This is a genomic window from Streptomyces sp. NPDC005393, from assembly GCF_040606675.1.
In the GTDB taxonomy this organism is placed as follows: domain Bacteria; phylum Actinomycetota; class Actinomycetes; order Streptomycetales; family Streptomycetaceae; genus Streptomyces.
Window position 1 is genome coordinate 14,546 of the sequence record NZ_JBEXFG010000022.1, and the last position, 20,388, is coordinate 34,933.

Below are 20,388 nucleotides of genomic sequence, written 5' to 3' on the forward strand. Positions count from 1 at the left end.
ATGTACGGGGCGGACGGGCGCCCCGTAATGACGCCGCGACCGGGGGCAGGGGGCCGGACCCGGCCGGGGAACCGGGGCCGTGTCCGGCCCCCTGCCCCCGGCTCAGCCGCGCAGATCCACCAGCACCGGCGGCCCGCCCTCACCCCGTACGGAGGTCACCGACAGCACCGCATGCCCGGCCGGAACCGAATGCGCCAGCTCCGACGCCGACCAGCGCTCCCGCTCCACCTTCCGTACGGTCACCGACTGGGTCGTCACCGCCTTGCCGGTCACCACCTTGCGGATGAAGTGCAGCACCTTGGTGAACGGCTCGTCCGAGACGATCTGCCGGTCGGTGACATCCCGCGTCTCGACCCACTCCGTGCCCCACACCTCCGCGAACCGCGCCCCGTCCCACGTCGTCACCCCGGCACACGCCATCCGGCAGCCCACCGCGCCGAGCAGCGCGCTGCGCAGCGCCTCGGGGACGTCGTCGAGGGTGCGGAGGGTCAGCACGGCGCCCGCGTGGGCGGAGCGCAGCCGCTGGATGCCGCGCAACGCCTCGGGGGTGACGGTGTGCGAGGCGTCGTCGAGGACCAGGCAGGCGAAGAGCGAACGGTCGGCGCGGCCCACGGCGCACTCGGTGAACTGCGCAAGGACGAGCCGCGCGAGCATCCGCGACGCCTCGGCATGGCCGCGCTCGGGCAGGTCGATACGGACCCGCAGCGGGTGTTCGAGGGCGCGGAGCGAGAACGGGCGGCGGTTGCCGGTGGTGTCGAAGAAATCGGCGAACGCGGGCCGGTCCAGCAGCGCGATCCGGTCCGCCAGCAGCGCACCCGCGTCCCCGGGCGAGCCGGACTGCCGTACGCGCGCCTCCAGCTCGCGCGCCTGCGCCCGCTCCCCGGCCGCCTCCAGCGCCTCGCGCAGCGCGCCGACGGCCGTCTTCGACCCGTCGAGCAGCTCACGCAGCTCCGGCACGGACGGAAAACGGCCATGGGCGGCGCGGTAGGGGCCGAGCAACTGGGCGAGCGCGGTCGCCGCCCGGCGGCTGTCCCCGCCGGGCAGCGAGGCGGCCAGGTCGCCGATCAGGGCCTCGGCCAGGATGCCGGCGGCCTCGTCGGGGTCGGTGGTGCCGCCGTAAAGATCGAAGTCGTACGCGGAGTCGGGGCGGCCGATCTTCACGACGACATCGAACGCCTCATCCCCCCCGAGTCCCGCCCCCGCCGCCCCCACGGCCACGACGGCGACCTGCCCGGCGAGCGCCTGCAGACACAGCGACTCCACGACGGGCCGCACCAGCCGCCCCGTCTTCCCCGAACCGGGCGGCCCCACGGCGAGCAGCGAGGTGCCGAGCACATCCGGGTCGAGGGCGAGGCCGACGCCGCGGTGCTGGTAGGGGTTGCGGAGGTCGTCGGCGGCGGTGCCGATACGGACCTGATGAGCGAGCAGGTCGTGCTGCGCCGTCCGGATGGGCAGATCGCGCGCGCCGGACGGGTGACCGTGCGAGGCGGCGCCATGGCGCAGCACGGTGTCGGTGAAGGCGGCGAGCGAGCCCCGCCCCGCCCGTACGGACTGCCAGGCGCGATCGATCCGGGCGTGGTCGACGTCGTTCATCGCCCCGGCCCGCGCCTCGGCCGCCAGCCGATCCGCCGCACTGTGCGCCCCCGCGACCCGCAACTGCGGCCACTCGACGGGATCGCCCTCAGCCCCCGCGACGGGCGCGGCCTCCGCGTCCGGCTCATCCCAGGCCCGCCGGAAGAGGGGCCCGACGTAGCGCCGCCAGGCTTCGCCCCAGTGGCCGACGCGGCTGAAGATCGCGGCGAGGAAGGCGAGAACGATGCCGATATAGATGCGCTGGGCCCACCAGCCTGCCTCTGTATTGCCTCCGCGCTCGTACCACGCATCGGGAGTCAGCAAGTACATCGGCCACAGCCAGTAGCCACCGAGGTACCCGTTCCAGAGCAGCGACCAGACCAGCCAGCCACAGAGCGCGGAGATCAGCGCGCCGCTGAGCAGACGGCGGCCAGGGATCCGGTCCGGTTCCTCCGGCGGCTTGGGCTTGTGCCCGTACGTCCACACCCCGGGCGCCGCCGTGGCGGCGCGCGGGACGCGCAGCCAGGCGACGAGGGACGGGCGCGCGGCAGGCCCGTGGGCCGCCCCGGGAACCGCGCCGGGCGCGATCGGGGGCGCGGTCGGCGGCATGGGCGGCAGCCCGGCGGGGGGCCTCGCGGCTGTCTCACCCGGAGCCGGGGCAGGCGGCCACCCCGACGTTGACGGGGCGGTCGCCGCAGGAGGCGTATGCATGCCGTTCGGGTGCCACAACTCGCCCGAGCCCTGCGATGACGCATCCGTCGCGAGCGGAGGCGAAGGGGGCCGCTCTGCTGACACTCGCGGGTGCGCCGATGGGTCCACCGGCCCGGACCCGCACTGCTGCGCGTCAATGGTCCCGGAGGGCTCCGCGGTTCGCGGCAGGACCCCAGGGCCCGGTGAGGGCGGGTTGGCCGGAGGTGGGGGTGGGATGGGGAGGGGTGGGGGCGGGTTGTGTTGTGTGCCGCGTGAGTCGAACGTGCCCTCGGTGTCCATGTGCTGCCCCTTGCCCCCTGACCGGCTGTGCCTGTGCTGTCGCGCCACCGCTCAATCTAGTGTTCCCGCCCGGGGAGTTCAGCGACCCGGGCGGGGCGGCCTGCCTCGGCATGCGCAACGGCGGGCCCCCGGCCGTATCCGCCCCGCTATGGCCGTCGCGGACAACGCAACACGCACACTGCTACCGAACGGAACATGCCTGATCCGCCACCCCGCCCCTAGCCTGCGATTAAGCGACCACATGACTTAGCGACCACATCCCCGTTCCCCCTCCGTTCTCACCCTGGAGCCCCTCATGACCGAACTGTCCGGAGGTCCGTCCCTCCCCCAGGAGCGCCGCGTCGTCACCGCGATTCCCGGCCCGAAGTCGCAGGAACTGCTCGCCCGTAAGACCGCGGCGGTCGCCGGTGGTGTCGGGAGCGTGCTGCCGGTCTTCACCGTGCGTGCGGGCGGCGGTGTGATCGAGGACGTGGACGGCAACTCGCTCATCGACTTCGGCTCCGGCATCGCCGTGACCTCCGTAGGCTCCAGCGCGGAGGCCGTGGTGCGCCGGGCGTCCGCGCAGCTGGCGGACTTCACGCACACCTGTTTCATGGTGACGCCGTACGAGGGCTATGTGGAGGTCTGCGAGGAGCTGGCGAGGCTGACGCCGGGCGATCACGCCAAGAAGTCGGCGCTCTTCAACTCGGGCGCCGAGGCGGTGGAGAACGCGGTGAAGGTCGCCCGCGCCTACACCAAGCGCAAGGCGGTCGTCGTCTTCGACCACGGCTACCACGGCCGGACCAACCTCACGATGGCGCTCACCGCCAAGAACATGCCGTACAAGCAGGGCTTCGGCCCGTTCGCGCCCGAGGTCTACCGCGTTCCGGTCGCCTACCCCTACCGCTGGCTGACCGGCCCGGAGAACTGCGCCCAGGAGGCCGCGGCCCAGGTCATCGAGACGATCAACAAGCAGATCGGGGCGGAGAACGTGGCCGCGATCATCATCGAGCCGATCCTCGGTGAGGGCGGCTTCATCGAGCCCGCCAAGGGCTTCCTGCCGAAGATCGTCGAGTTCGCCAAGGACAACGGCATCGTCTTCGTCGCGGACGAGATCCAGTCCGGCTTCTGCCGCACCGGCCAGTGGTTCGCGTGCGAGGACGAGGGCATCGTCCCGGACCTGATCACCACCGCCAAGGGCATCGCGGGCGGTCTGCCGCTCGCCGCCGTCACCGGCCGCGCCGAGATCATGGACGCGGCGCACGCCGGCGGGCTCGGCGGCACCTACGGCGGCAACCCGGTCGCGTGCGCGGCGGCGCTCGGTGCGATCGAGACGATGCGCGAGCTGGACCTCAACGCCAAGGCCAAGCGCATCGAGGAGGTCATGAAGGGCCGCCTCGGCGCGATGCAGGAGAAGTACGACATCATCGGCGACGTCCGCGGCCGCGGTGCGATGATCGCCGTCGAACTGGTGAAGTCCGGCACCAAGGACCCCAACCCCGAGGCCACAGCCGCCCTCGCCAAGGCCTGCCACTCCGCCGGCCTGGTGGTGCTCACCTGTGGAACCTACGGGAACGTGCTGCGTTTCCTGCCGCCGCTGGTGATCGGCGAGGACCTGCTGAACGAGGGTCTGGACATCATCGAGAGCGCCTTCGGCGAGCTGTGACTGTGGGTGATCGACGGGTGGCGTGAAGAAGATGTGCGGGGCCGATGACAGGTGGGTGATCGGCCTGTCGGGCAGGGCTTCGCTGCCGTACGGTCATTGCAGATGAGAGAAACACCCCGCCCGCAGGGGACTGCGGGCGATGCCGAGCCGGTGCTTCCCCAGCCCCGACCCGGCTGTGCCCTCGCGCACACCACCGGAGCCTCTGGCTCCGGATCTCCTCACCGATCGGATGGCCGCCCGCCCCAAACCCCCCGGGGCGCGCGGCACACCGGTCGCCACGGCGGCTCCGGAACCACCCCCCCTGTTCCGGGGCCGCCGATCGTCTTCCTGCCCGTGACGCTGCTGGCCCTGTTCGCGCTGTGCGCCTGGCAGATCGCCGCGGGCGGCCCACTGCGCTCGTTCGACGTACGGCTCGACCGCGCACTCGCCGGATCGGCCCTGCCCTCCCCCACCGCCGAGCTCTTCGCGGACCTCGGCAATACGGCGGCGGCGCTCCCTGTTCTCGTCCTGGCCCTCGCGTACGCCGCCTGGCGCGCCCGGCGCGCGGGGATGGCGCGCTGGTGGCCGGCGCCACTGGCGGCCGCGGTGGCGATGGCGGCGGTCCCGGCGCTGATCGCCCCCCTCAAGGCGATGATCGACCGTCCGGGGCCGCCCGGTCCGCTGGCGGACCAGAGCGGATTCTTCCCCTCCGGCCACGCCGCGACGGCCGCCGTCGCCTATGGCGCGGCCGTCCTTCTCCTCAGCCCGCTCCTGGGGCAACGCCTCCGGCGGCCGCTCCTTGTGGCCGTCGTGCTGCTGAACCTCTGCGTGGGCGCCGGGCTGGTGCGGCGCGGGTACCACTGGCCGCTGGATGTCGTCGCGAGCTGGTGTCTGTCCGGCTGTCTGCTGTGGGCGGTGGGGCTCCTGAGCCGGTTTGAGGCCAATCACCGGTTGGGGTCAAGCGCCGGCTGAGGTCAAGCGCCGACTGAGGTCAAGCGCCGGTTGACCTCGACCTTGGCTGAAGTACGACGCTGTCCTCACAGGCAGGCGCTCCAGGGACATCGAGTGGGCAGCGTGCCGGCGGTACAGGCGAAGGCGTTCAGCGGCCCGGCCTCAGCTGTCGAAGCCCAGCCCCGCCTTGTCCATGGCCTTCAGCCACAGATTGCGGCGGCCGCCGTTCTGGTCGGCACGCGTCATCGACCACTGGGTGATGCCGATGCCCGCCCACCGCACCGGCTCCGGCGGGAACGGCAGCGGTTTGCTGCGCACCATCTCCAGGCGCGTCCGCTCGGTCCGCTCACCGTCGAGCAGATCGAGCATCACCTCGGCGCCGAAGCGGGTCGCGCCGACGCCGAGGCCCGTATAGCCGAGGGCGTACGCCACCCGTCCGCCGTGTGCGCTGCCGAAGAAGGCGGAGAAGCGCGAGCAGGTGTCGATCGCGCCGCCCCACGCATGGCTGAAGCGCACGCCCTCCAGCTGCGGGAAGCAGCGGAAGAAGTGCTGGGCGAGGGTGCGGTAGGTGGCCGGGTGGTGGTCGTACTCGGCGCGCACCCGGCCGCCGTAGCGGTAGACGATGTCGTAGCCGCCCCACAGGATGCGCCGGTCGGCGGTGATCCGGAAGTAGTGGAAGTGGTTGGCCGTGTCGCTGAGCCCCTGCCGCCGCTTCCAGCCGATCGCGTCGAGCTGTTCCACGGTCAGCGGCTCGGTCATCAGCGCGTGGTCGTAGACGGGTGTGATGAACGGGCGTACGCGGCGCACCAGGGCGGGGAAGGCGTTGGTAGCCAGCGCCACCTGCCGGGCCCGCACCCGGCCGTAGGGCGTACGGACCGTCATCCCGGAGGATCCGGATCCGGCGCTCGCCAGCTGTTCGGCCGGGGTGTGCTCGTAGATCCGTACGCCCAGGTCGGCGCAGGCCCGCTTGAGGCCCCAGGCGAGCTTGGCGGGGTGCAGCATCGCCACGCCCCTGCGGTCCCACAGCCCGGCGAGGAAGGTGGGCGAGTCGACCTCGGCGCGCACCGCGTCGCGGTCGAGGAACTCCTGCTCCGCGACGCCGAGCGCGGCGGCCAGTTCCGCGGTCTCGCGCAACTCCTCGACCTGGTGCGGCGCGGTCGCCACATCGATCTCGCCGGTGCGCTCGAAGTCGCAGTCGATGGCGTAGCGGGCGACGGCGGCTTCGATCTCGTCCAGGTTGTGGTGGCCGAGCCGCTCCAGTTCGGCCTGTTCGGCGGGCCAGCGGGCCGCGCCGTTGCCGAGGCCGTGGGTGAGGGAGGCGGCACAGAAGCCGCCGTTGCGCCCGGAGGCGGCCCAGCCGGCCTCCTGGCCCTCGATCAGGACCACATCGCGGGCGGGGTCGCGCTCCTTGGCGATGAGGGCGGTCCACAGTCCGCTGTAGCCGCCGCCGACGACGAGCAGATCGCAGTGCTCGTCCCCGACGAGGGCGGGGTGGGGGCGGGGCCTGCCGGGGTCATCCAGCCAGTAGGGCGTGTACGCGGCGTCGGCCAGGGCTTCCAGTGCGGATGGTCGGGGGGCGCTGTCGCCCCCGGGAGAGCGCGTCATGGCGTCTGCGGCCATGGTTCTCAGCTCCTCTTGCGGCGGGCGCCGGCCAGTTGGCCGACGAGAACGCACAGCACCGCGATGGCGAACATCGCCGTTCCGATCACATTGATCTGGACCGGGGTGCCGCGCTGCGCGGATCCCCACACGAACATGGGGAAGGTCACGGTCGATCCGGCGTTGAAGTTGGTGATGATGAAGTCGTCGAAGGAGAGCGCGAAAGACAGCAGCGCGCCCGCGGCGATACCGGGTGCGGCGATCGGCAGGGTGACGCGCAGGAAGGTCTGCGCCGGGGAGGCGTAGAGGTCCTGGGCGGCCTGTTCGAGCCGGGGGTCCATGCTCATCACGCGCGCCTTGACGGCCGTCACGACGAAGCTCAGGCAGAACATGATGTGGGCGATGAGGATCGTCCAGAAGCCGAAGTCGACGCCCATATTGAGGAAGAGGGTGGCGAGCGAGGCGGCCATGACGACCTCGGGCATCGCCATCGGCAGGAAGATCAGGCTGTTGACGGCGGGGCGCGCCCGGAAGCGGTAGCGGGCCAGCGCGAAGGCGATCATCGTGCCGAGGACGGTCGCTCCGATCGTCGCCCACAGCGCGATCTGGAGGCTCAGCGAGAGCGAGCCGCACAGGTCGGCCACGCCGCACGGGTCGGTCCAGGCGTCGGTGGAGAACCGCTGCCACGCGTAGTTGAACCGGCCGTTGGGCTTGTTGAAGGAGAAGACCAGGACGACGACGTTGGGCAGGATCAGATACGCGAGGGTGCCGAGCCCCGCGATGACCACCAGGTTCCGCCGTATCCAGCGCGTCAGAGCCATCAGACCAGATCCTCCGTCCCGGATTTGCGGATGTAGACGGTGACCATCGTGAGGATCGCCGCCATGAGGATGAAGGAGAGCGCCGCGGCCGTCGGATAGTCGAGTACCCGGAGGAACTGCGACTGGATGACATTGCCGACCATCTTCTGGTCGGTGGAGCCGAGCAGCTCGGCGTTGATGTAGTCGCCCGCGGCGGGGATGAAGGTGAGCAGGGTGCCCGCGACGACGCCCGGCATGGACAGCGGGAAGGTCACCTTGCGGAAGGTGGTGAAGGGGCGGGCGTAGAGGTCCCCGGCCGCCTCGTGCAGCCGGCCGTCGATGCGCTCCAGGGAGCTGTAGAGCGGCAGGACCATGAAGGGCAGGAAGTTGTACGTCAGCCCGCAGACCACCGCGAGCGGCGTGGCCAGCACCCGCTGCCCCTCGGTGATCCCCAGTCCGCTCGTCACATCCAGGATGTGCAGGGAGCTCAGCGCGCCCACCACCGGGCCGCTGTCCGCCAGGATCGTCTTCCAGGCGAGCGTGCGGATCAGAAAGCTGGTGAAGAACGGCGCGATGACCAGGACCATCACCAGATTGCGCCAGCGGCCCGCGCGGAAGGCGATGAGATACGCGAGCGGATAGCCGAGCAGCAGACACAGCACGGTGGCGGTCGCGGCGTACAGCACCGAGCGCAGGAACTGCGGGTAGTACTCGCTCAGCGCGGCCCAGTAGGTCTGGAAGTGCCAGGTGACCTTGAAGCCCTCTTCGAGGGAGCCGGTCTGGACGGACGTCGACGCCTGGTAGACGAGCGGCGCGGCGAAGAAGATCAGCAGCCAGAGGATGCCGGGGAGCAGCAGCCAGTAGGGCACCAGCCGCTTGCGGACGGCGGTCTTACGGACGGCGGCCTGCTGTTCGGGCCCGGCCGCCGGGGGCGCCTCAGGAGTGACCGTCGTTGTCACGCCGCCTCCTCGTCCAGCTCCGTGCCCGCGTCGATGTCCTGCGCCGCGTCGAGGCCGAAGGTGTGGGCCGGGTTCCAGTGCAGGACGACCTCGGCGCCGGGCAGGAGCCGGGCGTCGCGTTCGATGTTCTGCTCATAGACGGCGATCTCGGGGCAGTCGGGGGTCTGGACGACATACTGCGTGGAGACGCCGATGAAGCTGGAGTCCAGGATCCGGCCGGTGATCCGGTTGCGCCCCTCGGGGACGGTGCCGGCGTCCTCGGCATGGGCCAGGGAGATCTTCTCGGGGCGCACTCCGACCAGCACCTTCCCGCCCGGGCGGGCGGGCGCGCTGCATCGCTCCGCGGGCAGCGCGAGCCGGCCGCCGGCGGCGGTGAGGACGAGCTCGCCGCCGCTCTTGTCGGTGATCTCGGCCTCGATGAGGTTGGAGGTGCCGAGGAAGTTGGCGACGAAGGTGGTGCCGGGGTTCTCGTACAGCTCGGCCGGGGCGCCCTGCTGCTCGACCCGGCCGCCGTTCATCACCGCGACCGTGTCGGCCATGGTCATGGCCTCCTCCTGGTCGTGGGTGACGTGGACGAAGGTGATGCCGACCTCGGTCTGGATGCGCTTGAGTTCGAGCTGCATCTGGCGGCGGAGCTTGAGGTCGAGCGCGCCCAGCGGCTCGTCGAGGAGCAGCACCTGGGGGTGGTTGATCAGGGCCCGGGCGACGGCGACGCGCTGCTGCTGGCCGCCGGAGAGCTGCTGGGGCTTGCGGCGGGCGAAGTCGCCGAGCTGGACGAGTTCCAGCATCTCGTCGACCTGCTTCTTCACCGACTTGACGCCGCGTCGGCGCAGCCCGAAGGCGACGTTCTCGTAGATGTCGAGATGCGGGAAGAGCGCATAGTTCTGGAAGACGGTGTTGACGGGCCGCTTGTACGGCGGGAGGTCGGTGACGTCGTTCCCGGCGAGCCGGACGGTGCCGGTGGTCGGCTCCTCCAGGCCCGCGATCATGCGCAGGGTGGTGGTCTTGCCGCAGCCGGAGGCGCCGAGCAGGGCGAAGAAGGAGCCGGCGGGTATGTGGAGGTCGAGCGGGTGGACGGCGGTGAAGGACCCGTAGGTCTTGCTGATCCCGGAGAGGCGGACGTCGCCGCCGGAGGTGGGCTGGGTCATGGGCGTGCGCTTCCTTGGTTTGTCAGGCGCCGGTGAGCTTGGCGAACTTGTCCTCGAATGCCGTCTCTTCCTTGCTCGACAGCGTGCGGAAGGCGTGGGACTTGGCGGCCATCTCCTCGTCCGGGAGGATCAGCGGATTGTCCGCCAGCTTCTTGTCGATCTTCGCGAGTTCATCGCGTACGCCGTCGACCGGGCACACATAGTTGATGTAGGCGGCGATCTTCGCGGCGACCTTGGGCTCGTAGAAGTAGTCGATGAGCCGTTCGGCGTTCTTCTTGTGGCGCGCCTTGTTGGGGATCAGGAGGTTGTCGGTGGCGGTCATATAGCCGGCGTCCGGGATGGCGAACTCGATCTCGGAGTTGTCCGCCTGAAGCTGGATGAGGTCGCCGGCCCAGGCCAGACACGCGGCGAGATCGCCCTTGGTGAGGTCGCCGGTGTAGTCGTTGCCGGTGAAGCGGCGGATCTGGCCGCGGTCGGAGGCCTTCTGGATCCGGGCGATCGCGGCGTCGTACTCGTCGGCGGTGACGTCCTCGGGGCGCTTGCCCATGTCGAGAAGGGTCATCCCGATGGTGTCGCGCATCTCGGTGAGCATGCCGACCCGGCCCTTGAGCTTGGGGTCGTCGAGGAGCTGGGAGACGGAGGTGACCTTACGGCCGCCGGTCGCCTTCTTGTTGTACGCGATGACGGCGGGGATGCCGGTCCAGGTGTAGGAGTGGGCGCGGCCCGGATCCCAGTCGGGGTTGCGGAATCCTTGTCCCAGGTTGGCGTACGCGTGCGGCAGATTGGCCGCGTCCAGCGTCTGCGTCCAGCCGAGCCGGATCATCCGGGCGGCCAGCCAGTCGGTGACGCAGATGAGATCACGGCCGGTGTCCTGGCCCGCGGCCAGCTGCGGCTTGATCTTCCCGAAGAACTCGACATTGTCGTTGATGTCCTCGGTGTACTTCACCTTGATGCCGGTGCGGCGCTGGAATTCCTCGAGGGTCGGATGGTGATTGCCCTTGGAGACATCCATGTACTCCGTCCAGTTGGAGAAGTTGACCCTCTTCTCCTCCGCGGAGTGGTCATCGGACGCGTTGTCCGCCTCGCTACGCCCCGCGGGCGGGATCCCGCAGCCGCCGAGCGCCCCGAGCCCGCCGACGGTCAGCGCCCCGGCGCCGCCCGCGCGCAGCAGCGAGCGGCGGGTGAGCGCCATACGGCCGTTCGTCATGGAGCGCCGCATCGCGGCGAGCTGCGGTGAGGACAGGCTCTCGGGCTCGTGCTGTGCTTCCATAAGCTGTGCCTTTCGAGGGTGTCGGCCGGTCTCAGCCGGTCCCGGCCACGCGAAGTGGCCGCACATTCAGGTCTGTCGGTCCCCGAAGACCGTGCGGTGCCAGTCCTTGCGGACCACCGCGGTGTTGTCGAACATCACATGCTTGACCTGCGTGTACTCCTCGAAGGAGTACGCCGACATGTCCTTGCCGAAGCCGGAGGCCCGCATACCGCCGTGCGGCATCTCGCTGATGATCGGGATGTGGTCGTTGATCCAGACGCAGCCCGCCTTGATCTCGCGGGAGGCGCGGTTGGCCCGGTAGACATCGCGGCTCCAGGCGGAGGCGGCGAGCCCGTAGGGCGTGTCGTTGGCGAGCGCGATGCCCTCGTCGTCGCTGTCGAAGGGGAGGACGACGAGGACCGGGCCGAAGATCTCGGACTGGACGATCTCGCTGTCCTGGGCCGCGCCGGTGACGAGGGTGGGCCGGTAGTACGCGCCCCTGGCGAGGTCACCGCCCGGAGCCGTGCCGCCGGTGACGACGGTCGCGTAGCCGCGGGCCCGCTCCACGATGTCAGCGACGCGGTCGCGCTGCGTGTGCGAGACCAGCGGGCCGAGGTCGGTGTGCGGGTCGAAGGGGTCGCCGAGCCGTACGGACGCCATCAGATCGGCGACGGCGGCAACGAACGCGTCGTACAGCGGACGCTGGACATAGGCGCGGGTGGCCGCGGTGCAGTCCTGCCCGGTGTTGATCAGCGCGCCCGCGACGGCACCGTGCGCGGCGGCTTCGAGGTCCGCGTCGTCGAAGACGACGAAGGGCGCCTTGCCGCCGAGTTCGAGATGGAGCCGCTTGACGGTGGAGATGGCGAGCTCGGCGACGCGCTTGCCGACCGCCGTTGATCCGGTGAAGGAGGTCATGGCCACGCCGGGGTGGGCGACCAGCCGCTCACCCGCGTCCGGACCGGTGCCGCTCACCACGTTGACGACACCGTCCGGGATGCCCGCTTCCGTGGCCGCCTGAGCGAACATCAGCGAGGTCAGGGGCGTCAGCTCGGCGGGCTTCAGCACGATGGTGTTGCCTGCGGCGATGGCCGGGAGGACCTTCCACGCCGCCATCTGCAGGGGGTAGTTCCAGGGGGCGATGGAGCCGATGACGCCGATGGGTTCACGGCGGACGTAGGAGGTGTGGTCGCCGCTGTACTCGGCGGCCGCCCTGCCCTCCAGATGGCGGGCGGCGCCCGCGAAGAAGGCGGTGTTGTCGATCGAGCCGGGCACATCGAACTCGGTGGAGAGCTTGATGGGCTTGCCGCACTGCAGCGACTCGGCGTACGCGAGCTCGTCCGCCCGCTCGGTGAGGGCGGCGGCGAAGCGGTGCAGCGCGTCGGAGCGCTCACCGGGGGTGGCACCCGCCCACTCGGGGAAGGCCGCCTCGGCGGCGGCGACGGCGGTGTCGACGTCGTCCGGACCGGCGAGCCGGTAGTTGTACACCTGCTCGCCGGTGGCCGGGTCGACGACCGTATGCGTACCGCCCGAACCGCCCTGGCGCAGACGGCCCGCGATGTACTGCGCACCGTCGGCGAACCGCCCCGTCACATCGAACCGCTGATCCATCGCGTGCTCTCCTCCGCCGGTCCGCCCCGAGGGGGCGCGGCGTAGCTCCAACCGGAATCGAAGGCCGATCCTGACAGAGAGCCTTCACTTCAACAAGGGATTCCGTTGTTGCTTTTTGGTTTCGCGACGGATTCAGTGATCAGCGCGGGTGCCGACGTCACCGTTCCGGGCTAGAACACGGAGTCGATCGCGGACTCCAGCGCCGCGAGGTAGATCATCGGGATGACCATGCCGACGATGCCGCAGACCAGACCGGCGGTCGCCGAGCCCGCGTTGCCCGCCTCGCCCCGGTTCGCCTTTCCCCGGCCGAGGGCGCCGAAGATGATCGCGAGGATCCCGAGAATGATCGCGAAGACCCACAGAAAGTAGGTGATTCCGCAGACCAGGCCGATGATGCCGCAGACCAGCGCGGCCGTGCCCATGCCATTGCTCTGCTGCACGGGCATCCCCGGCGCCCCCGGGTAGACGGGCGGCGCGGCGGGGTAGCCGGCGCCGGGGTACTGCGGCGGCTGGGCCGGGGGCTGGGCCGGCGGCGTGGGAGCGGCGTACGGGTTGGCGGGATAGGGCTCGTGCGGGTCCTGCTGTGGGCCGGGCATGTTGGTGGACATGGATGGTCTCCCCTCCTGATGAATGTCGGGCAATGTTATGGGCATGACTCGTCCCTGGTCAGCCCAGTTGCCCAGGTTGGTGGCGCTGTCGGTGGCCGGTGCGAGAATCCCGGGCATGGAGACGAACGGGGTGGCGGGATCGGTTTCGGCGGACGGCGGTCCCCGGTCGGTCGAGGAGCTGGTCGATCGGGCGGCGCGCGGTGAGCGGCCGAAGTACGTCTGGTTCTGGGGCCACCGGCCACGGCGGGACGGAAGCGTGGGCCCGGGATGCTTCAGCCAGTGGTGGCCCGCGCCGTTCGCGGTGGACGGTGTCACGTACCCGACGGCGGAGCACTGGATGATGGCCGGGAAGGCGCGGCTGTTCGGCGACGCGGACGCCGAGCGGCGGGCGATCGACGCCTCGCATCCCAAGGAGGCCAAGGACGCGGGCCGCTCGGTGCGCGGTTTCGACGAGGAGATCTGGCGGCAGCGCCGCTTCGGGCTCGTGGTCGAGGGCAGTGTGCGGAAGTTCGGGCAGCATCCGTCGCTGCGCGACTATCTACTGGGGACGGGGTCACGGGTGCTGGTCGAGGCCAGTCCGGTGGACCGGGTGTGGGGCATCGGTCTCGCGGCGGACGACGAGCGGGCGGCGGATCCGGCCCGCTGGCGCGGGCTCAATCTGCTGGGCTTCGCGCTGATGGAGGCCCGTCAGCGGCTCATGGCGGAGGGCGGGAGCACCAGCACGGCCGAGACCTCGGCATAGCCGGTATCGCCGCTTTTGTCAGCGTCGTCGTCTGCGGCGGCGATATACACAAAGATCATGACCACGCTCGCCACGACGGCGATCGCCCCGAGGATCACCCCGGCGAGAGCCGATCCCCCGTTGGTCGCCTCGCCGCTCGTCGCCTTGGCGCGGCCGAGCACACCGAAGATGATCGCGAGCACGCCGAGGACGATGCCGAAGACGATGGAGGCGAAGAAGACCAGGCCGATGATCCCGAGCACCAGGGCGGCCGTGCCGTTGCCGTTGTTGGGGAGGTAGGAACCGCCCTGCCAGCCCGCGCCGTAGGCGGCGCCGGGGTGAGTCGTGCCCGGGTAGGCCGTGTTCGCGTAGCCGTAGCCGGGATGGGGATAGCCGGGGTAGCCGTAGCCCGGACCGCCGGGCGCGGCGCCGTACGGGGCCTGCGGGTGGGGCGGCTGCTGTCCGTACCCGGGCTGCCCGTATCCGGTCGCGCCGTACGGGGCGCCCGGGTAGGCGGGGTAGGCGCTGGGGGTGCCGGGGCCGGTCGGCGCGGGCGGCGGCGGGGGCACCGCGCCCGGCGGGGTCACGGAGCGCGGCGGGTGCGGGGCGCTCGGCGCGGGCGGCGGGGGCGGCACACGCGGCGTGCCGGGATGGGAGGTGAGCGTCGGCTGCTCGGCCACCGAGGGCCGGGGCGCCGGCTTGTCCAGCGGGGTCCGCTGCGGCGGCGGAGCCCATGGATCGCGGTCCCGCGGTTCCGGCCGTCGTGGCTGCTGATCCGATGGCCGCGGCTGATCCTGCTGGTCGGACTGGTCGTGCTCGTCTGCCATGTATCTCCCCCACTGAGATGTCCGCCCATGCTACGGCCTGTGCCCACTCGCTCGCGGCCACACAATTACGATGACCGGAGCCCGCCGCCGGCGGCCGTCTCCCGGAGGTTCCGTTGACCGATCTCACCGCCTTCATCGCCGGACTGCCCAAGGCGGAACTCCATGTCCACCACGTGGGATCCGCGTCCCCGCGCATCGTGGCCGAGCTCGCCGCCCGCCACCCGGACTCCAAGGTGCCCACCGATCCCGAGGCCCTGGTCGACTACTTCGTCTTCCGGGACTTCGCGCACTTCATCGACGTCTATCTCTCCGTGGTGGATCTGATCCGCGACGCCGACGACGTACGGCTGCTGACCTACGAGGTCGCCCGCGACATGGCCCGGCAGAACATCCGCTACGCCGAGCTGACCGTCACCCCCTACAGCTCGACGCGGCGCGGCATCCCGGACACCGCCTTCGTCGAGGCGATCGAGGACGCCCGCAAGGCCGCCGAGGCGGAGTTCGGCACCGTGCTGCGCTGGTGCTTCGACATCCCCGGCGAGGCCGGTCTGCAGGCCGCCGAGGAGACCGCCCGGATCGCCTGCGACCTGCGTCCCGAGGGTCTGGTCGGGTTCGGCCTCGGCGGGCCGGAGATAGGCGTGCCGCGTCCGCAGTTCAAGCCGTACTTCGACCGTGCCATCGCCGCCGGGCTGCGCAGCGTGCCGCACGCGGGCGAGACCACCGGACCGCAGACGATCTGGGACGCCCTCACCGAGCTGCGCGCGGAGCGCATCGGCCATGGCACCAGCGCCGTCCAGGACCCGAAACTGCTCGCCCATCTCGCGGAGCACCGCATTCCGCTGGAGGTCTGCCCGACCTCCAACATCGCCACGCGCGCGGTCGCCACCCTCGACGAGCACCCGCTCCGGCAGATGGTCGAGGCCGGGGTGTTCGTCACGATCAACAGCGACGACCCGCCGATGTTCGGCACCGACCTCAACACGGAGTACGCGGTGGCGGCCCGGCTGCTGGACCTGGACGCGGCGGGCGTCGCGGCCCTCGCCAAGAACGCCGTCGAGGCGTCCTTCCTGGACGCGCCGGGCAAGGCACGGCTGGCGGCGGAGATCGACGCCTATACGGCGGTCGCGGGCCGATGACGGCACTCGGCCCGGTGTGCGTCCCGGTCGGCCACCGCGGCGACCCGTATGCGTGCCGCGAGAACACCCTGGCATCGGTCCGCTCGGCGGTCCGTGCCGGGGCCGGCGCGGTCGAGATCGACGTACGGCTGACGCGGGACGGCGTCCCGGTCCTGCTCCACGACGCCACCCTCAAGAGGCTGTGGGGGCACGACCGGCCGCTGGCGGCGCTGACCGCCGACGAGCTGCGGCGGCTGACCGACGGAGGCGTCCCGACCCTGCGCTCCGCCCTCGCCGCGGTCGACTCGACCCGGCTGCTCATCGACCTCCCGGACGCGTCGGCCGTGCCCGCGGCCGTCGCCGAGGTGCGGGAGAGCGGGGCCGCCGACCGGGTCTACTACTGCGGTGAGCCGGCCGCCCTGCACGCCGTACGCCGCGCCGACCCGGCCGCCGAGATCGCGCTGACCTGGACCACCCTGGCCCCGCCGCGTCCGACCCTGCTGGCCGCGCTGCGTCCCCGATGGCTCAACCACCGCTTCGGGCTGGTGTCGCCGGAGCTGGTGGAGCGCAACCACGCCGACGGCCTGCTGGTCTCCGTCTGGACCCCCGACACCCGCCGGTCGATGTCCCGGTTGCTGCGCGCGGGCGTCGACTCGATCACCACCAACCGCGTCGGCACCCTGTGCGCCCTGCTCAGCCGCCGCTGAGCGCACCGCGCCGCCGGACCACCCCTCGGCCCCCTGGCCGGGCGCCATGTCGCCGGGCACGTCACCGCTCGGCCCGTCCGACGCACCGGCCCCCGGCGCGGGGTCGAGCGAGAGCTTCGTACAGCCCGCGTTTCCGGTCCGGTTGACGCCCACATCGCGGTGGCCGTTGCTGTACTTACCGACGCCGAGGATGCAGTCGCCGTACGGGACGAGCGCGTCGAGCCCGTGCTCGCCACCGCCGTCCTTGGTCACCGCCGGGTACTGCATCGCACCGGGGCAGTGCCTGAAGCCCAGCTCCGACGGATCCGCGCCGCCGCCCGCCTTCTGATCGCCGCAGCCCGCGACGGCCGGCAGCAGCGCGGCGGCGGCCGCGGCACGCACCGTTCCGGATTTCCCCCACTTGGTCTTGACAGTGGATCCTGTCATGACCTCATGGAGATCAACCCAGCGATGTCATCACATGCTTGATGCGCGTGTAGTCCTCGAATCCGTACGCCGACAGGTCCTTGCCGTAGCCGGACTTCTTGAAGCCGCCGTGCGGCATCTCGGCGACCAGCGGGATATGGGTGTTGATCCACACACAGCCGAACTCCAGGGCCTTGGACATCCGCATCGCGCGGGCATGGTCCTTGGTCCACACCGACGACGCCAGCGCGTACTCCACGCCGTTGGCGTACGAGACCGCCTGCGCCTCGTCCGAGAAGGACTGGACGGTGATGACCGGGCCGAACACCTCCCGCTGGATGATCTCGTCGTCCTGCTTGAGCCCGGAGACGACGGTGGGCGCGTAGAAGAAGCCCTTGTCGCCGACCCGGTGGCCGCCCGCCTCGACCTTGGCGTGCGCGGGCAGCCGCTCGATGAAGCCGCTGACCTGGGCCAGCTGGTTGGCGTTGTTGAGCGGCCCGAAGAGCACGTCCTCGTCGTCCGGGTGGCCGGTCTTGGTGTCCGCGGCGGCCTTGGCCAGCGCGGTCACGAACTCGTCGTGGATCGACTCGTGGACCAGCACACGGGTGGCCGCCGTACAGTCCTGGCCCGCGTTGAAGAAGCCCGCGACCGAGATGTCCTCGACCGCCTTGGCGATGTCGCTGTCCTCGAAGACCACGACCGGCGCCTTGCCGCCGAGCTCCAGGTGCACCCGCTTGAGGTCCTTCGAGGCGCTCTCGGCGACCTGCATACCGGCGCGCACCGACCCGGTGATGGACGCCATGGCCGGCACCGAGTGCTCGACCATCAGCCGGCCCGTCTCGCGGTCGCCGCAGATGACGTTGAAGACGCCCTGCGGATGGCCCAGTTCCGCCAGCACCCCGCCGATGATCTCGGCGATCAGCACGGTGGAGGCGGGGGTGGTGTCCGAGGGCTTGATGACGACCGTATTACCGGCCGCCAGAGCCGGCGCGAACTTCCATACGGCCATCATCATCGGGTAGTTCCACGGCGCGACCTGCGCGCAGACCCCGATCGGCTCACGCCGGACGATGGAGGTCAGCCCCTCCATGTACTCGCCGGCCGAGCGGCCCTCCAGCATCCGCGCCGCGCCCGCGAAGAAGCGGATCTGGTCGATCATCGGCGGGATCTCCTCGTCCCGCGTGAGCCCGATCGGCTTGCCGGTGTTCTCGGACTCGGCGGCGATCAGCTCCTCCGCCCGCGCCTCGAAGGCGTCGGCGATCTTCAGCAGTACCTTCTGCCGCTCGCCCGGCACGAGATCGCGCCAGGCGGGGAAGGCGGCCTCGGCGGCGGCCATCGCCGCGTCCACGTCCGCCGGGCCCGAGAGCGGCGCCGTGGCGTAGGGCTCGCCCGTGGCCGGGTTGACCACCTCTGTGGTCCGCCCGTCCGTGGCGTCCCGGAACTCTCCGTCGATGTAGTTGCGCAGACGACGCAGTTCGGTGGTCACGTGCCACCCCTCCTGTCAGCTGTCCGATGGGTGAGACACCCACACTAGTCGCCGGGATGACGCTTTCAACATACCCGCCACACCAGAACGACGGAATCAGTGATTTCTTGATGCCATAACAACGAAATTCATCGATCAAGGGTTGCGAGACGGCCGAGGCTCGTGCACAGTGAGGGTCGTGGCCACACCTGACAAGAACGGCACGCAGTCCCTCGACTCCGTATCCCTGGCGATCATCGAGCAGCTCCAGGAGGACGGTCGCCGGCCGTACGCCGCCATCGGAAAGGCCGTGGGGCTCTCCGAGGCGGCCGTGCGGCAGCGCGTGCAGAAGCTGCTCGACCAGGGCGTGATGCAGATCGTCGCCGTCACCGATCCTCTCACCGTGGGGTTCCGGCGTCAGGCGATGGTCGGTATCTACGTGGACGGCGATCTCGACCCGGTGGCGGACGCGCTGACCGGCATGGACGAGGTCGAGTACGTGGTCGTCACCGCGGGCTCGTTCGATCTCCTCATCGAGATCGTCTGCGAGGACGACGACCACCTCCTTGAAACGATCAACAAGCGGATCCGCACGCTGCCCGGCGTGCGCTCCACCGAGAGCTTCGTCTACCTCAAGCTCCGGAAGCAGACCTATACCTGGGGAACGAGATAGCAATGAGCGCCGACCTCTCCAAGACGGCGTACGACCACCTGTGGATGCACTTCACCCGCATGGCGTCGTACGAGAACTCCCCCGTGCCGACGATCGTGCGCGGCGAGGGCACGTACATCTACGACGACAAGGGCAAGCGCTATATCGACGGCCTCGCCGGGCTGTTCGTGGTCAACGCCGGCCACGGGCGCGTCGAGCTGGCCGAGGCCGCCTACAAGCAGGCCCAGGAGCTCGCCTTCTTCCCGGTGTGGAGCTACGCCCACCCCAAGGCCGTCGAGCTCGCCGAACGGCTCGCGGGCTACGCGCCCGGCGACCTCAACAAGGTCTTCTTCACCACGGGCGGCGGCGAGGCGGTCGAGACCGCCTGGAAGCTGGCCAAGCAGTACTTCAAGCTCACCGGCAAGCCCACCAAGTACAAGGTGATATCCCGGGCGGTGGCCTACCACGGCACCCCGCAGGGCGCCCTGTCGATCACCGGGCTGCCGGCGCTGAAGGCCCCGTTCGAGCCGCTGGTCCCCGGCGCCCACAAGGTGCCGAACACCAATATCTACCGGGCGCCGATCTTCGGTGACGACCCGGAGGCGTTCGGCCGCTGGTGCGCCGACCAGATCGAGCAGCAGATCCTCTTCGAGGGTCCGGACACCGTGGCCGCGGTCTTCCTGGAGCCCGTGCAGAACGCGGGCGGCTGCTTCCCGCCGCCGCCCGGGTACTTCCAGCGCGTCCGCGAGATCTGCGACCAGTACGACGTGCTGCTCGTCTCGGACGAGGTCATCTGCGCCTTCGGGCGGCTGGGCACGGTCTTCGCGTGCGACAAGTTCGACTACGTCCCGGACATGATCACCTGCGCCAAGGGCATGACCTCGGGTTACTCCCCGATCGGCGCGTGCATCATCTCCGACCGGCTCGCCGAGCCCTTCTACCGGGGGGACAACACCTTCCTCCACGGCTACACCTTCGGAGGCCATCCGGTCTCGGCCGCGGTGGGCCTCGCCAACCTCGACATCTTCGAGCGCGAGGGCCTCAACCAGCATGTGCTGGACAACGAGGGCGCGTTCCGCTCCACGCTGGAGCGGCTGCACGATCTGCCGATCGTCGGCGATGTCCGGGGGAATGGTTTCTTCTACGGCATCGAGCTGGTGAAGGACAAGACCACCAAGGAGTCCTTCAACGACGAGGAGACCGAGCGGATCCTGTACGGCTTCCTCTCCAAGGCGCTGTACGAGAACGGGCTGTACTGCCGGGCCGACGACCGCGGCGACCCGGTCGTCCAGCTGGCGCCGCCGCTGATCGCCGACCAGTCGGTGTTCGACGAGATCGAGCAGGTGCTGCGGGGCGTGCTGACGGAGGCGTGGACCAAGCTCTGACGG

The 20,388-nt window shown here is 70.6% G+C and carries 17 protein-coding genes; 7 read left to right on the forward strand and 10 right to left on the reverse strand.

Annotated features, from left to right (window positions below):
• Nucleotides 1–102: 102 nt before the first annotated feature.
• Nucleotides 103–2,181: an ATP-binding protein gene (locus ABZS71_RS19400; RefSeq protein WP_356211644.1), complete on the reverse strand. Its 2,079-nt coding sequence runs from the start codon at nt 2,179–2,181 to the stop codon at nt 103–105.
• 676 nt (nt 2,182–2,857) lie between these two features.
• On the opposite strand from ABZS71_RS19400, the gene gabT reads away from it, so the two are divergent.
• Both gabT and ABZS71_RS19410 read left to right on the forward strand, forming a co-directional pair.
• On the forward strand, nt 2,858–4,207 hold the full coding sequence (gabT, locus tag ABZS71_RS19405) for a 4-aminobutyrate--2-oxoglutarate transaminase (RefSeq protein WP_356211647.1): 1,350 nt from the start codon (nt 2,858–2,860) through the stop codon (nt 4,205–4,207).
• A gap of 333 nt (nt 4,208–4,540) precedes the next feature.
• Entirely contained in the window at nt 4,541–5,158 is a 618-nt protein-coding gene (locus ABZS71_RS19410) for a phosphatase PAP2 family protein (protein ID WP_356211650.1), read from the forward strand.
• A 141-nt stretch (nt 5,159–5,299) separates the two neighbouring features.
• Here ABZS71_RS19410 and ABZS71_RS19415 read toward each other — a convergent pair whose 3' ends face one another.
• The 7 genes from ABZS71_RS19415 to ABZS71_RS19445 all read right to left on the reverse strand — a co-directional run bounded on the left by ABZS71_RS19415 (nt 5,300) and on the right by ABZS71_RS19445 (nt 13,108).
• A complete protein-coding gene (locus tag ABZS71_RS19415) occupies nt 5,300–6,742 on the reverse strand; it encodes an FAD-dependent oxidoreductase (protein ID WP_356211784.1) in 1,443 nt (480 codons plus the stop codon).
• Nucleotides 6,743–6,762: 20 nt separating this feature from the next.
• The gene (locus ABZS71_RS19420; RefSeq protein ID WP_355846464.1) at nt 6,763–7,557 is read right to left on the reverse strand and encodes an ABC transporter permease; all 795 of its coding nucleotides are present in this window, start codon (nt 7,555–7,557) and stop codon (nt 6,763–6,765) included.
• Nucleotides 7,557–8,495: an ABC transporter permease gene (locus ABZS71_RS19425; RefSeq protein WP_356211653.1), complete on the reverse strand. Its 939-nt coding sequence runs from the start codon at nt 8,493–8,495 to the stop codon at nt 7,557–7,559. The genes ABZS71_RS19420 and ABZS71_RS19425 overlap by 1 nt, the downstream gene beginning before the upstream one ends.
• Nucleotides 8,492–9,643, reverse strand: a complete 1,152-nt coding sequence (locus ABZS71_RS19430) for an ABC transporter ATP-binding protein (protein WP_356211655.1) — start codon at nt 9,641–9,643, stop codon at nt 8,492–8,494. Before ABZS71_RS19430 ends, ABZS71_RS19425 begins: the two co-directional genes overlap by 4 nt.
• Before the next feature lie 22 nt (nt 9,644–9,665).
• Nucleotides 9,666–10,913: a spermidine/putrescine ABC transporter substrate-binding protein gene (locus ABZS71_RS19435; RefSeq protein WP_356211657.1), complete on the reverse strand. Its 1,248-nt coding sequence runs from the start codon at nt 10,911–10,913 to the stop codon at nt 9,666–9,668.
• A gap of 66 nt (nt 10,914–10,979) precedes the next feature.
• Nucleotides 10,980–12,500, reverse strand: coding sequence for a gamma-aminobutyraldehyde dehydrogenase (locus ABZS71_RS19440; RefSeq protein ID WP_356211659.1), 1,521 nt, complete (start codon nt 12,498–12,500; stop codon nt 10,980–10,982).
• A gap of 170 nt (nt 12,501–12,670) precedes the next feature.
• On the reverse strand, nt 12,671–13,108 hold the full coding sequence (locus tag ABZS71_RS19445) for a DUF4190 domain-containing protein (protein ID WP_356211662.1): 438 nt from the start codon (nt 13,106–13,108) through the stop codon (nt 12,671–12,673).
• Nucleotides 13,109–13,223: 115 nt separating this feature from the next.
• Here ABZS71_RS19445 and ABZS71_RS19450 point away from each other — a divergent pair, with 115 nt between their 5' ends.
• Nucleotides 13,224–13,850 (forward strand): NADAR family protein, encoded by a 627-nt coding sequence (locus ABZS71_RS19450; protein WP_355846447.1) that lies wholly within the window; start codon nt 13,224–13,226, stop codon nt 13,848–13,850.
• On the opposite strand, the gene ABZS71_RS19455 is transcribed toward ABZS71_RS19450, so the two are convergent.
• The gene (locus tag ABZS71_RS19455) at nt 13,796–14,656 is read right to left on the reverse strand and encodes a DUF4190 domain-containing protein (protein ID WP_356211664.1); all 861 of its coding nucleotides are present in this window, start codon (nt 14,654–14,656) and stop codon (nt 13,796–13,798) included. The genes ABZS71_RS19450 and ABZS71_RS19455 overlap by 55 nt on opposite strands.
• A 113-nt stretch (nt 14,657–14,769) precedes the next feature.
• Between ABZS71_RS19455 and ABZS71_RS19460 the strand changes: the two genes are divergently transcribed.
• On the forward strand, nt 14,770–15,792 hold the full coding sequence (locus ABZS71_RS19460) for an adenosine deaminase (protein WP_356211666.1): 1,023 nt from the start codon (nt 14,770–14,772) through the stop codon (nt 15,790–15,792).
• Nucleotides 15,789–16,478: a glycerophosphodiester phosphodiesterase gene (locus ABZS71_RS19465; protein WP_355846437.1), complete on the forward strand. Its 690-nt coding sequence runs from the start codon at nt 15,789–15,791 to the stop codon at nt 16,476–16,478. Before ABZS71_RS19460 ends, ABZS71_RS19465 begins: the two co-directional genes overlap by 4 nt.
• A 439-nt stretch (nt 16,479–16,917) precedes the next feature.
• On the opposite strand, the gene ABZS71_RS19470 is transcribed toward ABZS71_RS19465, so the two are convergent.
• Nucleotides 16,918–18,369, reverse strand: a complete 1,452-nt coding sequence (locus tag ABZS71_RS19470) for a gamma-aminobutyraldehyde dehydrogenase (RefSeq protein WP_355846434.1) — start codon at nt 18,367–18,369, stop codon at nt 16,918–16,920.
• Between the two features lie 178 nt (nt 18,370–18,547).
• On the opposite strand from ABZS71_RS19470, the gene ABZS71_RS19475 reads away from it, so the two are divergent.
• Together ABZS71_RS19475 and ABZS71_RS19480 are read left to right on the forward strand one after the other, a co-directional pair.
• A complete protein-coding gene (locus tag ABZS71_RS19475; protein ID WP_355846431.1) occupies nt 18,548–19,021 on the forward strand; it encodes an Lrp/AsnC family transcriptional regulator in 474 nt (157 codons plus the stop codon).
• A gap of 2 nt (nt 19,022–19,023) precedes the next feature.
• Nucleotides 19,024–20,385: an aspartate aminotransferase family protein gene (locus tag ABZS71_RS19480; RefSeq protein ID WP_356211669.1), complete on the forward strand. Its 1,362-nt coding sequence runs from the start codon at nt 19,024–19,026 to the stop codon at nt 20,383–20,385.
• Nucleotides 20,386–20,388: the final 3 nt, after the last annotated feature.